Raw genomic sequence first — 14,187 nt, 5'->3', positions numbered from 1 at the left:
GTCCCTCGCGGCTGTGGGCCCACGGCCGGGGAACCCGGCGGGCGTGGCGCACCGGCCACCGGCGGCGGGTCAGGAACCGGTGCAGCCGCAGCCGGCGAGGATGGTGGCCGCGGCGTCGACGGCGGGCTTCGCGGCGGCGCTGCCGTCCTTGAAGGAGTTGCCGACGAAGGAGAACACCAGCAGCCGGCCATCGGCGTCCACCACATAGCCCGAGAGCGAGAGGTCCTCGTTGAGCGTGCCGGTCTTGGCCCGCACCAGGCCCGCACCGGCCAGCGTGGCGGCGTCGCGGTAGCGTTCGCCCAGCGTGCCGCTGAGGCCGGCGATCGGCAGGCCGCGCAGTCCGGCACGCAGATCCTCATCCGGGTCCGCGGCCATCAAGGCCACCGCCTGTGCCAGCTGCTGGGCGCTGACCCAGTTTCCCTCGGCCAGGCCGCTGCAGTCGGTGAGCACCATGCCATCGGTGTTGACCCCCATCGACGCCACGGTGGAGCGGACCGCCGACGTCGCGCCCTCGGCGGAGCCGGGCTCGTGCGCGGCCAGGGCCACCAACCGCCCCATCACTTCCGCCACGTAGTTGTCGGACTGCTGGAGCAGGTATTCGACCTGTTCGCCCACGGTGGCGGAGCGGACCTCGGCCACGGTGCGGGCGCCGTCGCCGGCCGTTCCCCGTGAAACGCCCGGGGCGACCTGCACGCCGGCGGCGGACAGGGCATCGGCGAACGCCGCACCCACGCTCAGTGCGGAATCCTGCGGGCGCAGCGCCGGCGCCCCGGCCGGATCAGGGCGTCCACCGTAGAGGGCCATCGGGTAGATCGGGGCGATCTCGCCGGCGTCGACGTCGCCCTCGAGCCACTTGGGGTTCAGTGCGGGTCCGGTGAAGAGGGTGTCGTCCACGGCCAGCGTGACGGGACCGGTGGTGCCGGCGGCCGCGAGCGCCGCGGCCGTCTGCTGGGCCAGCGTGGCCAGCCCCGCGCGGCCCACCACCGCGGCGGGATCGCTGGGGCCGGCGGTGAGCAGGGAGTCCCCCGCGCCGCGCAGCACCAGCGACGACGGCGTGGGCCCTGCCAGCACGGTGGTGGGCAGTGTGGTCCCGGCGCCGAGCGTCTTCAACGCCGCGAGGGAGGTGAGCAGCTTCAGGTTGGAGGCGGGGATCCGGGCCGCGGTGCCGTTGCGGCTGTAGAGCTCCTGGCCGGTGGCCGCGTCCTGCACGACGGCGGTGAAGTCGCCCTTGTCTGTGGCCAGCGCGGCGTCGAGCGCCGTGGCCAGCGCCTCCTTCGACGGCAACGGGGCGTCCTGGGACAGGGCGGAAATGCCGCCCAACGTGGCCAGCGCCGTGGGTTCCTGCTGCGCCGCGGGGACGGAGGTGGTAGCCGCGCCGCCGCGAATGTCGGCCAGGAACCCGGGGGCCAGGTTCAGGCCCACGGGGACAGCCAGGGCAGCAAGCGCCGCGGCCAGCAGCACGGCCGTCACGGTCTTGGACGTACGGCTCATGGTGGTGGCAATCCTTGGGTTCGGCGCAGCGGAGACAGGGGTAGCCCGCTGGATGTGACAGGGGCAGGTTTCGGCGCAGCAAGCCAGCGCCTATATCCTCATATTAGACGGAATGCCGCTGCGCCCGTTTGCCGCGCCCACGCGCGGCACCGCGCCGGAGCGCTTCCCAACCCGCCTCTTTTACGGATCCGGCACCGGGCCGGACCACTGCTTAGGAGCACACATGATTCACGACGTCACCATCGAGATCCCGCGCGGATCCCGCGTCAAGTACGAAGTCGACCACGAAACCGGCCGCGTCCGCCTGGACCGTGTGCTCTTCACGTCCATGCAGTACCCCACGCACTACGGCTACTTCGACAACACCCTCGGCGAGGACGGCGATCCCCTGGACGCCCTGGTGCTGCTGCAGGAATTCGATCTGCACCCCGGCGTCGTGGTTGACGCCCGTCCGATCGGCGTCTTCAACATGACCGACGACGGCGGTGGAGACGCCAAGGTGCTGTGCGTCATCGACGACAAGCGCTTCGACCACATCCAGGAAATCTCCGACGTGGACGAGTTCCTGATCAAGGAGATCGAGCACTTCTTCACCCGTTACAAGGACCTGGAGCCCGGCAAGTGGGTCAAGGCCGAGGGCTGGGCCGACCGCGCCGCCGCCGAGGCCGAGCTGGAAGCCTCCATCAAGCGTTTCGCAGCAGAGGGCCACTAGGGCGTGTCTCCCAATGCGGCGCTCCAGATGACGACGGCGTGCAGGACGGCCGCTGAGCGGTAGGTGAGGGCCAGTTTGTCGTAGCGGGTGGCCAGGGACCGCCATTGCTTGAGGGTGTTGAAGCTGCGCTCGACCACATTGCGCCGTTTGTAGGCGTCCCTGTCGTATCTGACGGGGCGTCCCCCGGCGGAGCCCTTGCGTTTCCGGTTGGCCTTCTGGTCGTCCTTTTCCGGGATAACGCACTCGATGCCCCGCCCGCGCAGGTACGCCCGGATTGCTTTGGAGGAATAGGCCTTGTCGGCCATGGCCCGGTCCGGGCGGGTGCGGGCCCGGCCGGGACCGGGCCTTTCTACCTTCAGGGCCTCCATGAGGTTCTCAAACATCGGCGAGTCCCCGCCCTGGCCCGGCCCCAGCAGCAGGACCAGGGGACGCATGTTGCCATCCACCAGGGCGTGGATCTTGGTGGTCAGCCCGCCGCGGGACCGGCCGATGGCATGGTCCTCAGGCTCGTCGAGCAGATTCCTGTAATTCGACAGGTCCCCCTGTGTGGCGGGGCAGGTTCGTGCCGTGCTGGTGGGCACGGTTGACCGTGGAGTCGATCGAGACCTCCCAGTTGATCAGCCCGGCCGTGTCCGCGCGGGTCAGCAACGCCGCCAGGACCTTGTCCCAGGTCCCGTTGGCGGCGTTGCGGCGGTGGTGCTTCCACACGGTCTTCCACGACCCGAAATAGGCAGGGAGATCACGCCATGGGATCCCTGCCCGGTAGCGGTAGATGATGCCCTCGGTCATCAGCCGGTGGTCGTTGAAGGGTCGGCCCGGTTTCCCCGACGAATCGGGCATCAACGGGGCAATGGACTCCCACTGGGCATCGGACAACACGGAATAGCGAGAAGGCACCCATCAATCATGCCAAACCGCAAAACCACTGATTAGGAGACACACCCTAGGGCGTGTCTCCCAATGCGGCGCTCCAGATGACGACGGCGTGCAGGACGGCCGCTGAGCGGTAGGTGAGGGCCAGTTTGTCGTAGCGGGTGGCCAGGGACCGCCATTGCTTGAGGGTGTTGAAGCTGCGCTCGACCACATTGCGCCGTTTGTAGGCGTCCCTGTCGTATCTGACGGGGCGTCCCCGGCGGAGCCCTTGCGTTTCCGGTTGGCCTTCTGGTCGTCCTTTTCCGGGATAACGCACTCGATGCCCCGCCCGCGCAGGTACGCCCGGATTGCTTTGGAGGAATAGGCCTTGTCGGCCATGGCCCGGTCCGGGCGGGTGCGGGCCCGGCCGGGACCGGGCCTTTCTACCTTCAGGGCCTCCATGAGGTTCTCAAACATCGGCGAGTCCCCGCCCTGGCCCGGCCCCAGCAGCAGGACCAGGGGACGCATGTTGCCATCCACCAGGGCGTGGATCTTGGTGGTCAGCCCGCCGCGGGACCGGCCGATGGCATGGTCCTCAGGCTCGTCGAGCAGATTCCTGTAATTCGACAGGTCCCCCTGTGTGGCGGGGCAGGTTCGTGCCGTGCTGGTGGGCACGGTTGACCGTGGAGTCGATCGAGACCTCCCAGTTGATCAGCCCGGCCGTGTCCGCGCGGGTCAGCAACGCCGCCAGGACCTTGTCCCAGGTCCCGTTGGCGGCGTTGCGGCGGTGGTGCTTCCACACGGTCTTCCACGACCCGAAATAGGCAGGGAGATCACGCCATGGGATCCCTGCCCGGTAGCGGTAGATGATGCCCTCGGTCATCAGCCGGTGGTCGTTGAAGGGTCGGCCCGGTTTCCCCGACGAATCGGGCATCAACGGGGCAATGGACTCCCACTGGGCATCGGACAACACGGAATAGCGAGAAGGCACCCATCAATCATGCCAAACCGCAAAACCACTGATTAGGAGACACACCCTAGGCCTTTCGCCTCCGCGCACGACGGCGGCCCCCACCAAATGGTGGGGGCCGCCGTCGTATGTCCTGTCACGTTCCTTCGCCGAACCGTCATTTGTGGCCAATGTTCAGCGGAAACATTGGCCACAAATGACGGTTCGCGGAGGCGGTGGAGCTACAGGAGGCTGTGCAGCACGTGCGCGGCACCGTCGTCGTACACCGATGCGGTGACCTCGTTGGCGGCCGCCTTCACGTAGTCGTCCGCCTGGCCCATGGCCACCCCGCGGCCGGCCCAGGCCAGCATCTCAAGGTCGTTGCCGCCGTCGCCCACGGCCACCGTCAATTCCGGGTGGACATCCAAGCGCTGGCGCAGCTTTTCCAGTGCTGTGGCCTTGGTGACGCCGGCCGCGGCAATGTCCAGCCAGGCCGTCCAGCCCACCGAATAGGCCACGCCCTGCAACCCGCAATTGGCCACCGCTGCGGTGAATTCCTCGGTGCTGGCGTCCACGCTGTTGACCACCACGCGCACGGCCCGGGTGTTCATGAGCTGGTGGAAGTCCACGCCCTGCGCCTCGATGCCGAAGCTGGCGTCCTGGAAGCGCTCCGTCGAGAGGAAGTTGCCGTCCTCATCCTCCAGTGCGTAGCGCGCGCCGGGAACGCGGTCCCGCAGCGTGGCCAGGGCCGGGGCGGGGTCAAAGGTCTCGCGGTCGATGACCTCGTAGCCGGCCTCCAAGGCGGGATCGAGGTGGATGGTGACGCCGCCGTTGGAGCAGACGCCGTAGCCGCGCTCCAGGCCGATCTGCTCGATCACCGGCAGCATGGCGCCGAGCGAGCGGCCGGTGGCGATGATGACATGGTGTCCGGCGGCCACTGTGCGGCGTGCGGCCTCGCGGACGGCCTCGCTCATGTGGCCGTCGTGGTCCACCAGCGTGCCGTCTACATCCAGGGCCACCAGGTGTGTGGTTTTCGTGTCATTCCTCTGGTCATCGATGCCAGAGACTGAGTTTTCAGTCAAAGTTGTCATGTTTCAAGTGAACCAGATCCCCGCACTCCAGCGCTGTAGCCCGGGACACAGCCCAGATGAACTCCGGGTAAATACTCACAGCTTCTCCCCACTGTGGGTAACTCGCAGCCACCCCACAAAAAACCGCGCCTGCCCGTCCCCAGCGGCTCCCCGTGCTCGCAAGCTCGCGATGGGTCCCGCGCCGCCGTGGGCCCACCATCCGCCCGGGTGGGGCGGATGGTGACGGACAGACGCGGTCCCGGGAGCGCAGAATCCTAGAGGACCGGGAAGACTTCCAGGCCGCCGAGGTACTTGCGCAGGGCAACGGGGACGTTGACCGAGCCGTCGGCGTTCTGGTGGTGCTCCAGGATGGCCACGATCCAGCGGGTGGTGGCCAGCGTGCCGTTGAGGGTGGCGACGGCGCGGGTGGTGCCCTTGCTGCCCGGTTTTCCTCCTTCGTCGGTGTTCTGGCGTTCGCGGATGTTCAGCCGGCGCGCCTGGTAGGTGGTGCAGTTGGAGGTGGAGGTGAGCTCGCGGTAGGCGCCCTGGGTGGGGACCCAGGCCTCGCAGTCGAACTTGCGGGCGGCGGAGTTGCCCAGATCGCCGGCGGCGGTGTCGATGACGCGGTACGGCAGCTCCACCTTGGCCAGCATTTCCTCCTCCCAGGCGAGCAGGCGCTCGTGCTCGCCTGCGGCCTCTTCAACGGTGGTGTAGGTGAACATCTCCACCTTGTTGAACTGGTGCACGCGGATGATGCCGCGGGTGTCTTTGCCGTGCGAGCCGGCCTCGCGGCGGTAGCAGGAGGACCAGCCGGCATAGCGGATGGGGCCGGCGGAGAGGTCGATGATCTCGTCGCTGTGGTAGCCGGCCAGGGCCACCTCCGAGGTGCCCACCAGGTAGAGGTCGTCCTCGGCCAGGCGGTAGATCTCGGCGTCGTGCTTGACGTCGAACCCGGTGCCGGCCATGGTCTCCGGGCGCACCAGGGTGGGGGTGATCATCGGGACGAAGCCGGCCTCGATGGCCTGGTCCATGGCCAGCTGCAGCAGGGCCATTTCCAGCCGGGCGCCGACGCCGCGCAGGAAGTAGAAGCGCGAGCCGGAGACCTTGGCGCCGCGCTCCATGTCGATGGCGCCGATGAGCTCGCCGATCTCCAGGTGGTCGCGGGGTTCGAAGTCGGGGAATTCGCGCGGCGTGCCGACGGTCTTGACGACAATGTAATCGTCCTCGCCGCCCTCGGGGACGCCGTCGGCGACGAGGTTGGGCAGCGCACGCACCAGGGAGTCCTGCTCGGCGGCGGCGGCATCGGCGGCGGCGCCGGCGGCCTTCACGGAGATGGCCAGTTCCTTGACCTCTGCCAGCAGGGCCTGCTTTTCCTCGCCCTTGGCGGCGGCCACCTTCTTGCCGAAGGCGTTCTGCTCCGCACGCAGCGCCTCATAGGAGGTGATGGAGCTCTTCCGGGAGGCATCGGCAGCGATGATCGCATCAACCACCGACTCGTCGGCGCCGCGCGCACGCTGGCTGGCTCGGTATTGGTCAGGGTTTTCGCTGAGGTCTCGTACGTCGATCACCGTCTAAGGGTATCCAATCGCACAGCTGCCACCGGCTATTGTTGGTAGAACCATGCCAACTCAGGTCGTAGTCCTCATCATTGTGCTCGCCTGCGTCCTTTTTGGCCTGTTCAGTTGGTGGGGTGTGCGCAAGCTCGCACAGCGGCACACGCGCAGCGCCGTCGCCCAGTCCCCGCACAAGGTCCACCTGGACAAGCAGAAGGTGGCGGTGATCCTCAATCCGGCCAAGGCCGGGTCAGCGGACGCCAAAACGTTCATCCTGCGCTCCACCGCCCTGGCCGGCTGGGACACACCGCTCTTCCTGGAAACCAGCGCCGAGGACCCGGGCTTTGCCCAGGCGCGCCAGGCGCTGGATTTCGGGGCCGACGTCGTGATTGCCGGCGGCGGGGACGGCACCGTGCGCGCCGTGGCCGAGGCGCTGCGGCACACGGACATCCCGCTGGGGTTGATCCCGCTGGGCACCGGCAACCTGCTGGCCCGCAACATCGCCCTGGACATCAACGACATCCACTCCAATGTGCAGACCGCCCTCTTTGGCCACCAGCGCCGGATCGACACGGCGGTGATGGAGACGGAAAACTCGGTCACGGGCGCCACCGGCCGGCACGCATTCCTGGTGATCGCCGGGCTGGGCATGGACGCCGAGGTCATGGGCGACACCAACGACCAGCTGAAGAAGACGGTGGGCTGGCTGGCCTATTCCGAGGCGGGCATGCGCCACATGGTGGGCCGGCGCAAGAAGATCAGCATCGCCATGGACGACGCCCCGGTCCAGCAGCGCAAGGTCCGCACCGTCCTGTTCGCCAACTGTGCCCTGCTCCCCGGCGGAATCGACTTCGTGCCGGGCGCGCTGATCGACGACGGCGTGCTGGACGTGGTGGTGGTGAGCCCGCGCAGCGCCATCGGCTGGGTGGCCATGATGGGCAAGATCCTGTTCCAGCACAAGGGCGGCATTCCGGTGATCGACTTCTACCGGACCCGCACGGTGACGGTGCGCACGGCAATGCCGGTGGAAACCCAGCTCGACGGCGATCCGGCGGGCCCGGCGACGAGGGTCACCGTGACGGTGGATCCGGCATCCCTGCTGGTCCGCGTCCCCGCCCCCACCGCGTAGCTGGCCGTCCCCGCACGGCCCGGCGGACCAAGGAGACCCTAGGCGTCCTTGTGGTGTCCCTGTTCGCGGATCAGCGTTTCCTCTTCGCCAAAGCGCAGATCGTTGGCCTCGTCCGCAGCGTCCCCCACAGAATCGTCGCGTACATACTGCGCGCCAGGATTGACGATGGTGCCGTCATCGTTGCTGTCGTTTACCTTGTAGGCAGTCATCGCACATCCCCTTTCGTAAGAGCAACCGCCCCGCCATGGGGTAAGCACAGCATACGCACGCTGACCCCCGCGGAATAGAGGAAAGCGGGACCAATTAACCCGGCATGCCCGCCCCAAAATTGGGGCGGGCATGCCGGTGCGTGAAGCCAACCGCCGGGCTAGAGGACGCGGGGCGCCTGGCCGTTCTCGGACACCATGGGAAGCTCGGCGTCCTGCCAGGCCCCCATTCCGCCGGCGACGTTGAAGGCGGTGTAGCCGTTCTCCGTCAGCCAGGTGGTGGCCCGGAACGAGCGGCCGCCGGTGCGGCAGATGATGTTCAGGTCGGCATCGGGATCCAGCTCGTCCAGGCGGGCCGGCAGCTGCTCGAGCGGGATGTGCAGGGCACCGTCCACGTGGCCGGCCTCCCACTCGTAGTCCTCACGGACATCAAGGATCAGGGAGCCGGCGACCAGCTGATCGACGGTGACGTTCATTACCTCTGACACGGCGGGTGTTCTCCTGCTTTTTTGGGATGCGTGGGCTTTAAGAATATCGCTGCTGCGGACCGGCAAATGTGACGAGGGGCCGTCAAAGTGCGAAAATTGGCCGGATGAAGTCTACAATCCCCGGGCAGACGCCCCCAGAAACCCAAGACAGGTCGTTCTTCGGCCAACCCAAGATGCTGTTGAACCTCTTCAGCGTGGAGCTGTGGGAGCGTTTCTCGTTCTACGGCATGCAGGGCATTCTGGCCTACTACATGTACTACACCACCACACAGGGCGGGCTGGGCATCGACCAGGGCACCGCGCTGGGCATCGTTGGAGCGTACGGCGGAGGCGTGTACCTGTCGACGATTCTGGGCGCCTGGGTGGCCGACCGCCTGCTGGGTTCGGAGCGGGTGCTGTTCTTCAGCGCCCTGCTGATCATGGCCGGCCATATCTCCCTGGCCGTCCTGCCCGGCGCCGCCGGCCTCGCCGTCGGCCTGATCCTGGTGGGCGTGGGCTCCGGTGGGCTGAAGGCCAACGCCACCTCGCTGGTGGGCACGCTCTACAAGGAGAACGACGACCGCCGCGACGCCGGGTTCTCGATCTTCTACATGGGCATCAACATTGGCGGTCTGATCGGCCCACTGGTGACCGGCTGGCTGCAGAAGGACTTCGGCTTCCACGTCGGCTTCGGTGCCGCCGCCGTCGGCATGGCGCTGGGCCTGACCCAGTACGCCCTGACCCGCAAGAACCTGCCCGAATCCGCGCACCACGTCCCCAACCCGCTCCCCCGGGAGAAGTTCGCGCTGGTGGGCATCCTCGCCGCAGCGGGCGTGGCGCTCATTGTGCTGGCCGTGGCCACCGGGCTGGTCACCGCCGCCAACCTCAAGTGGGTCATTGTGGGCCTGGTGGTGGCCGCGACCATCGCCTATTTTGTGGTGATCCTGTCCTCGAAGAAGCTGCAGGGACCCGAGCGCAGCCGCGTGTACTCCTTCATTCCGCTGTTCATTGCCAGCGCCGCGTTCTGGTCGCTGTTCCAGCAGCAGTTCACCGTGCTGGCCGTCTATGCGGACGTCCGGCTGGACCGGCACCTGTTCGGCTGGGAAATGCCCCCCACGTGGGTCCAGTCCATCAACCCGATCTTCATCATCCTGCTGGCCGGCGTGTTCGCGGCCATGTGGACCAAGCTGGGGTCCCGCCAGCCCGTGACACCGATCAAGTTCGCTATCGCCCTGGTGGTCATGGGACTGGCGTACCTGGCATTCATTCCGCTCTCCGGGCTGGCCTCCGTGCCGCTGCTGGCCATTGCCGGCATCCTGCTGCTCTTCACGGTGGCCGAGCTCATGCTCTCCCCCGTGGGCCTGTCGCTGGCCACCAAGCTGGCGCCCGAGGCCTTCAAGACGCAGATGGTGGCGCTGTTCTTCCTCTCCGTCTCGCTCGGCACGGCCCTCTCGGGGGTGTTTGCCGGGTACTACGACGAGAAGAACGATGCTCCGTACTTCACGGTGATCGGCCTGCTCGCCATCGCCCTGGGTGTGGTGCTCGCGCTCGCCGCCAAGCCCATCAAGAAGTTGATGGCCGGCGTCCACTAGTCCCCACGCCCTCCCCAAAGGCGACTCGCAAGCGAGCCACCATTGGGGCCCCTCGGGCGCGTGGGCCCACCGGGCGCGTGGGCCCACCCACTTGCCGGCCCGGATCTCCGGTCTTTCGGGCAGGGCCCGGTGCGACGACGGCGGCCCCACCTATGTGGTGGGGCCGCCGTTTGCGTCTGCCGGGCCAGCCGGCCCGCGCCGTCCTAGTAGTTGCCGTAACCGGTCTGGGCGCCGTAGACGAGGCCGATGATGAGCACGATGTAGAACAGCGCGAATCCGGCCAGGGCCAGGTAGCTGCTGATCAGGCCGGTGAGGAAGAACGGCTTCCCCTGCGGCGCCTCCTTCTTCATGGCCATGTGGCCGGTGACGATGCCGGCGATCTGGGGCAGGATGAGGAAGCCGAAGCCCAGCAGCAGAGAGGCCAGGCCCAGGACCATCGAGGTGATGCTCAGGGTCTTGGGGCCGGTGGACGCCGGGGCATAGTAGGTGGGTTGGCCGTACGGGGCCTGGCCATAGGGGCCGGGCTGCGCAGAGGGTGCCTGGCCGTACGGCTGCTGTGCGTAGGGCGGCTGCTGGCCGTACGGGGCAGGTTGCGCGTACGGGCCGGGCTGCGCGTACGGGTCCGCGGGAGGCTGCTGGGCAGGCTGCGGCGGCTGGCCGTAGGGGGATGGCGGGGCAAACGGATCCGCCGCCGGCTGGCCGTAGGGGCCCGGCTCGGCCGAGGCCGGCTGGCCGTAGGGGCTGGCTGGCGGGACCGGGGGCAGGTTGTTCGGATCGGGCTGGCCCGGCTGGTCTGGCTGTTGCGTCATTGGAGGCTCCCCACAGGTGAAAATGAGCGATTAGCTCCATCGTAGGGCAGCTGCGCCCCGCCGGACCCCAGCAGCGGGGGCCCAATCGCGGGACGACGGCGGCGGCCACCATCCGCCGTCGTCGTCCGTCATGGAAGTCCACACTGCGGGTCGGCGCTGCCAACACCGCGCATGCTCTGGCATGCTGGTTCCATGGCTAGCCGCGCGGGCACTGTTGCCCTTCCCCAAGACCTTGTTGACCTCACAGCTTTGCTGGACGCCTACTACGATCTCGTCCCAGACCTGTCCGATCCGGGGCAGCGCGTTGCCTTCGGCACCTCCGGCCACCGCGGCTCGAGCCTGAAGTCCTCCTTCAACGAGGGCCACATCGCCGCCATCACGCAGGCGATCATCGAATACCGCGCCGGGCAGGGCATCACCGGTCCGCTGTTCATGGGCAAGGACACCCATGCCCTCAGCGAGCCGGCGCAGAACACCGCACTGGAGGTGTTGGGCGGCAACGGCGTGCAGGTGCTCATCGATGCCCGCCACGGCTACACTCCCACCCCGGCCGTCTCGCACGCGATCCTCAGCTACAACAAGGGCCGCTCCGCCGGGAACGGCCAGGCCGACGGCATCGTGGTGACCCCCTCGCACAACCCGCCCGGTGACGGCGGCTTCAAGTACAACCCGCCGCACGGCGGCCCGGCCGACTCCGACGCCACCGGCTGGATCGCCAACCGCGCCAACGAACTGCTCGAGGACGGGCTGCGCGGCGTGCGCCGGGTGCCGCTGGCCGAGGCCATGGTGGCCGAGACCACTGGCAAGTTCGATTTCCTCTCCGGCTATGTGGAGGATCTGTCCTCCGTGCTGGACTTGGACGCCATCCGCTCCGCAGGCGTGCGCATCGGCGCCGACCCGATGGGCGGCGCCTCCGTGGACTACTGGGGCGAGATTGGCGAGCGCCACCACCTGGACCTGACGGTGGTGAACCCGACCATCGACCCGCAGTGGGCGTTCATGACGCTGGACTGGGACGAGAAGATCCGGATGGATTGCTCCTCCCCGTTTGCCATGGCCTCGCTGATCGCCAAGCTCGCCCCCGGCGCCGGCGGCGCGGCCTTCGACATCGCCACCGGGAACGACGCCGACGCCGACCGCCATGGCATCGTCACCCCCGATGCCGGGCTGATGAACCCGAACCACTACCTCGCCGTGGCCATCCAGTACCTGTACACCCACCGTCCGCTCTGGCCCGCGACGGCGGGCGTGGGCAAGACACTGGTCTCCTCCTCCATCATCGACCGCGTGGCGGCGGACCTGGGCCGCACGCTGGTGGAGGTGCCGGTGGGCTTCAAGTGGTTTGTCCCCGGACTGCTCTCCGGCGAGGGCGTCTTTGGCGGCGAGGAATCCGCCGGCGCATCCTTCGTGAAGAAGGACGGCTCCGTCTGGACCACCGACAAGGACGGCATCCTGCTGGCACTGCTGGCCTCCGAGATCACCGCGGTGACGGGCAAGACCCCCTCGCAGCACTACGGCGACCTGACCGCCCGCTTTGGGGCGCCGTCGTACGCGCGCATTGACGCGGCTGCCACCCGCGAGCAAAAGGCCGCCCTGGGCAAGCTCTCCGCGGCTGACGTCACCGCCACCATGCTGGCCGGCGAGCCCATCACGGCCAAGCTGACCGAGGCGCCGGGCAACGGGGCCTCCATCGGCGGGCTGAAGGTGACCACGGAGAGCGCCTGGTTTGCCGCGCGCCCCTCCGGCACCGAGGACGTCTACAAGATCTACGCGGAGTCCTTCAAGGGCGACGAGCACCTGAAGCTGGTCCAGGCCGAAGCCAAGGCGCTCGTCGACGGCGTCATCTCCTAAGGGGCCTCGACGCTGGTTGAGCTTGCCGAAACCAGCGTCGAGGGTCTCGCTCCCCAGCCGCTCGCACCGCTCGCAGGCTCGCTGCGGGCCCCTCGCGGCCGTGGGCCCAGGTTCGACCAGCGGCTTCGCTGATTGAGCCTGCCGAAATCAGGCGGCGTCCCGCTAGTGGTGGACGCCGTGCTCGTGCTCGGTGTGGCCGGCGGGTTCGAGCTGGAACGTTGAATGCTCGATGCTGACCTCGAAGTGCCCCGCCACGCACTTTTGCAGGGCGTCGAGCATCTGCGGCGCGTGGCCGTCGTGGAAGCATTCCGAATCCACCACCACGTGCGCCGTCAGCACGGGCAGCCCGGTGGCAATCTGGGTGACGTGGAGGTCGTGCACGCCGCGCACGTGGTCGACGGCGAGGATGTGCTCGCGGATGGCGGCCAGGTCCAGCCCGCTGGGTGTCGATTCCAGCAGCACGTTGACGGTTTCCAGCAGCAGCTTGACGGTGCGCGGCAGGATCAGCACGCCGATGCCCATGGCGACGACGGCGTCGGCCTGCAGCCAGCCGGTGAAGGCGATGACCAGCGCCGCAGCGATGACGGCCACCGAGCCGAGGGCATCGTTGGCCACCTCCAGGAAAGCGGCGCGCATGTTGAAATTGCTGCCGCGTCCGCCCGAGAGGACCAGCAGCGAGACGATGTTGCCCACCAGGCCGATGACGCCAAAGACCGCCATTTCGGTTGAGGCGATCTCGGTGGGGTTGAAAAGACGTTTGACGCCCTCCACCAGCACCACCAGGCCCACGGCCAGCAGGATGGCCGCCTGCGCCGTCGCGGCCAGCACCTCGGCGCGGGCAAAGCCCCAGGTGCGGCGGTCCGTGGCGGGCCGTGCCATCAGCCGGGCGGCCAGCAGGGCCATGGCCAGGCCGCCGGCGTCAGTCAGCACATGGGCGGAGTCGAACAGCAGCGCCAGCGAACCTGTGACGAGCGAGCCCACCACCTGCAGGACAAACACCGCCAGGGTGATGCCCAATGCCACGGCCAGCCGGCCCTGGTGGGATTCGGCGCCGTGGGCGTGGGAGTGGTCGTGTCCTGACATGCCTCAATAGTACATCCGAAGCTGAATCCAGCGACAGGTGTACCATATTGAGAATGGAGACCATTAGCAAAGCCGCGGTGCTGGCCCGATTTGGCTACGCCCTCTCCGACCCCACGCGCGCCCAAATCCTCATCGACCTGGCCGAGGCGCCCAACTACCCCGCGGCCCTGGCGGACAAGCTCGCCGTCTCACGGCAGAGTATCTCCAACCACCTGGCCTGCCTGCGCGATTGCGGACTGGTGAGCGTGGTCCAGGAGGGCCGGCGCTCCCGCTACGAGCTGGCCCACCCCGGCCTGGCCCATGCGCTGGGCGACCTGCTGGGACTGGTGCTGCAGGCCAGCGAGGACCACCGGCCACACTGAGCAGGGTTCACAAATCTCAACATGCTCATGGTTAGGGTAGCCTATCCTTTGACTTGGCAGT

The 14,187-nt window shown here is 67.9% G+C and carries 15 protein-coding genes and 1 pseudogene; 5 read left to right on the top strand and 11 right to left on the bottom strand.

Features of this window, described 5'->3' with window-relative positions; all coding sequences use genetic code 11:
* Positions 1–69: 69 nt before the first annotated feature.
* Complete coding sequence (gene dacB, locus ACQCSX_RS15160) at positions 70–1,491, bottom strand: D-alanyl-D-alanine carboxypeptidase/D-alanyl-D-alanine endopeptidase (RefSeq protein ID WP_427016106.1); 1,422 nt, start codon at positions 1,489–1,491, stop codon at positions 70–72.
* Between the two features lie 223 nt (positions 1,492–1,714).
* Here dacB and ACQCSX_RS15155 point away from each other — a divergent pair, with 223 nt between their 5' ends.
* Complete coding sequence (locus ACQCSX_RS15155; RefSeq protein ID WP_427016105.1) at positions 1,715–2,203, top strand: inorganic diphosphatase; 489 nt, start codon at positions 1,715–1,717, stop codon at positions 2,201–2,203.
* Here ACQCSX_RS15155 and ACQCSX_RS15150 read toward each other — a convergent pair.
* The 6 genes and pseudogenes from ACQCSX_RS15150 to serS all read right to left on the bottom strand — a co-directional run bounded on the left by ACQCSX_RS15150 (position 2,200) and on the right by serS (position 6,642).
* Positions 2,200–3,043 (bottom strand): IS5 family transposase gene (locus ACQCSX_RS15150; protein ID WP_427018933.1). Its coding sequence is split into 2 segments (ribosomal slippage): positions 2,200–2,736 and positions 2,738–3,043, totalling 843 coding nucleotides; the frame shifts between segments, so codons are not numbered across the junction. The genes ACQCSX_RS15155 and ACQCSX_RS15150 overlap by 4 nt on opposite strands.
* A 103-nt stretch (positions 3,044–3,146) precedes the next feature.
* Positions 3,147–3,392, bottom strand: coding sequence for a transposase (locus ACQCSX_RS15145; protein WP_427016104.1), 246 nt, complete (start codon positions 3,390–3,392; stop codon positions 3,147–3,149).
* Positions 3,393–3,394: 2 nt separating this feature from the next.
* Positions 3,395–3,595, bottom strand: a pseudogene (locus tag ACQCSX_RS15140) (IS5/IS1182 family transposase); the annotation flags it as partial.
* Between the two features lie 55 nt (positions 3,596–3,650).
* A complete protein-coding gene (locus tag ACQCSX_RS15135; RefSeq protein ID WP_427016103.1) occupies positions 3,651–4,028 on the bottom strand; it encodes a transposase in 378 nt (125 codons plus the stop codon).
* 218 nt (positions 4,029–4,246) lie between these two features.
* Positions 4,247–5,095 carry an HAD family hydrolase gene (locus tag ACQCSX_RS15130; protein WP_427016102.1) on the bottom strand — a complete coding sequence of 283 codons (849 nt, stop codon included), beginning with the start codon at positions 5,093–5,095 and terminating at the stop codon, positions 4,247–4,249.
* A gap of 254 nt (positions 5,096–5,349) precedes the next feature.
* Entirely contained in the window at positions 5,350–6,642 is a 1,293-nt protein-coding gene (gene serS / locus ACQCSX_RS15125; RefSeq protein ID WP_427016101.1) for a serine--tRNA ligase, read from the bottom strand.
* Positions 6,643–6,694: 52 nt separating this feature from the next.
* Between serS and ACQCSX_RS15120 the strand changes: the two genes are divergently transcribed.
* A complete protein-coding gene (locus ACQCSX_RS15120) occupies positions 6,695–7,756 on the top strand; it encodes a diacylglycerol/lipid kinase family protein (protein ID WP_427016100.1) in 1,062 nt (353 codons plus the stop codon).
* Positions 7,757–7,794: 38 nt separating this feature from the next.
* Here ACQCSX_RS15120 and ACQCSX_RS15115 read toward each other — a convergent pair whose 3' ends face one another.
* Both ACQCSX_RS15115 and ACQCSX_RS15110 read right to left on the bottom strand, forming a co-directional pair.
* Positions 7,795–7,965 (bottom strand): hypothetical protein, encoded by a 171-nt coding sequence (locus ACQCSX_RS15115; RefSeq protein ID WP_427016099.1) that lies wholly within the window; start codon positions 7,963–7,965, stop codon positions 7,795–7,797.
* Positions 7,966–8,123: 158 nt separating this feature from the next.
* Complete coding sequence (locus ACQCSX_RS15110) at positions 8,124–8,450, bottom strand: rhodanese-like domain-containing protein (RefSeq protein WP_427016098.1); 327 nt, start codon at positions 8,448–8,450, stop codon at positions 8,124–8,126.
* Between the two features lie 104 nt (positions 8,451–8,554).
* Between ACQCSX_RS15110 and ACQCSX_RS15105 the strand changes: the two genes are divergently transcribed.
* The gene (locus ACQCSX_RS15105; RefSeq protein WP_427016097.1) at positions 8,555–10,021 is read left to right on the top strand and encodes a peptide MFS transporter; all 1,467 of its coding nucleotides are present in this window, start codon (positions 8,555–8,557) and stop codon (positions 10,019–10,021) included.
* A gap of 203 nt (positions 10,022–10,224) precedes the next feature.
* On the opposite strand, the gene ACQCSX_RS15100 is transcribed toward ACQCSX_RS15105, so the two are convergent.
* On the bottom strand, positions 10,225–10,830 hold the full coding sequence (locus tag ACQCSX_RS15100) for a DUF4190 domain-containing protein (protein ID WP_427016096.1): 606 nt from the start codon (positions 10,828–10,830) through the stop codon (positions 10,225–10,227).
* A 192-nt stretch (positions 10,831–11,022) separates the two neighbouring features.
* Between ACQCSX_RS15100 and pgm the strand changes: the two genes are divergently transcribed.
* On the top strand, positions 11,023–12,681 hold the full coding sequence (pgm, locus tag ACQCSX_RS15095) for a phosphoglucomutase (alpha-D-glucose-1,6-bisphosphate-dependent) (protein WP_427016095.1): 1,659 nt from the start codon (positions 11,023–11,025) through the stop codon (positions 12,679–12,681).
* A 162-nt stretch (positions 12,682–12,843) separates the two neighbouring features.
* On the opposite strand, the gene ACQCSX_RS15090 is transcribed toward pgm, so the two are convergent.
* Complete coding sequence (locus ACQCSX_RS15090; RefSeq protein WP_427016094.1) at positions 12,844–13,764, bottom strand: cation diffusion facilitator family transporter; 921 nt, start codon at positions 13,762–13,764, stop codon at positions 12,844–12,846.
* A 53-nt stretch (positions 13,765–13,817) separates the two neighbouring features.
* Here ACQCSX_RS15090 and ACQCSX_RS15085 point away from each other — a divergent pair, with 53 nt between their 5' ends.
* Positions 13,818–14,126 (top strand): ArsR/SmtB family transcription factor, encoded by a 309-nt coding sequence (locus ACQCSX_RS15085; RefSeq protein WP_427016093.1) that lies wholly within the window; start codon positions 13,818–13,820, stop codon positions 14,124–14,126.
* Positions 14,127–14,187: the final 61 nt, after the last annotated feature.

This window comes from Pseudarthrobacter sp. P1 (assembly GCF_050156935.1).
GTDB lineage: Bacteria > Actinomycetota > Actinomycetes > Actinomycetales > Micrococcaceae > Specibacter.
Note: the sequence above shows the minus strand (reverse complement) of the source record. Positions and strands in the feature narration are given on the sequence as shown.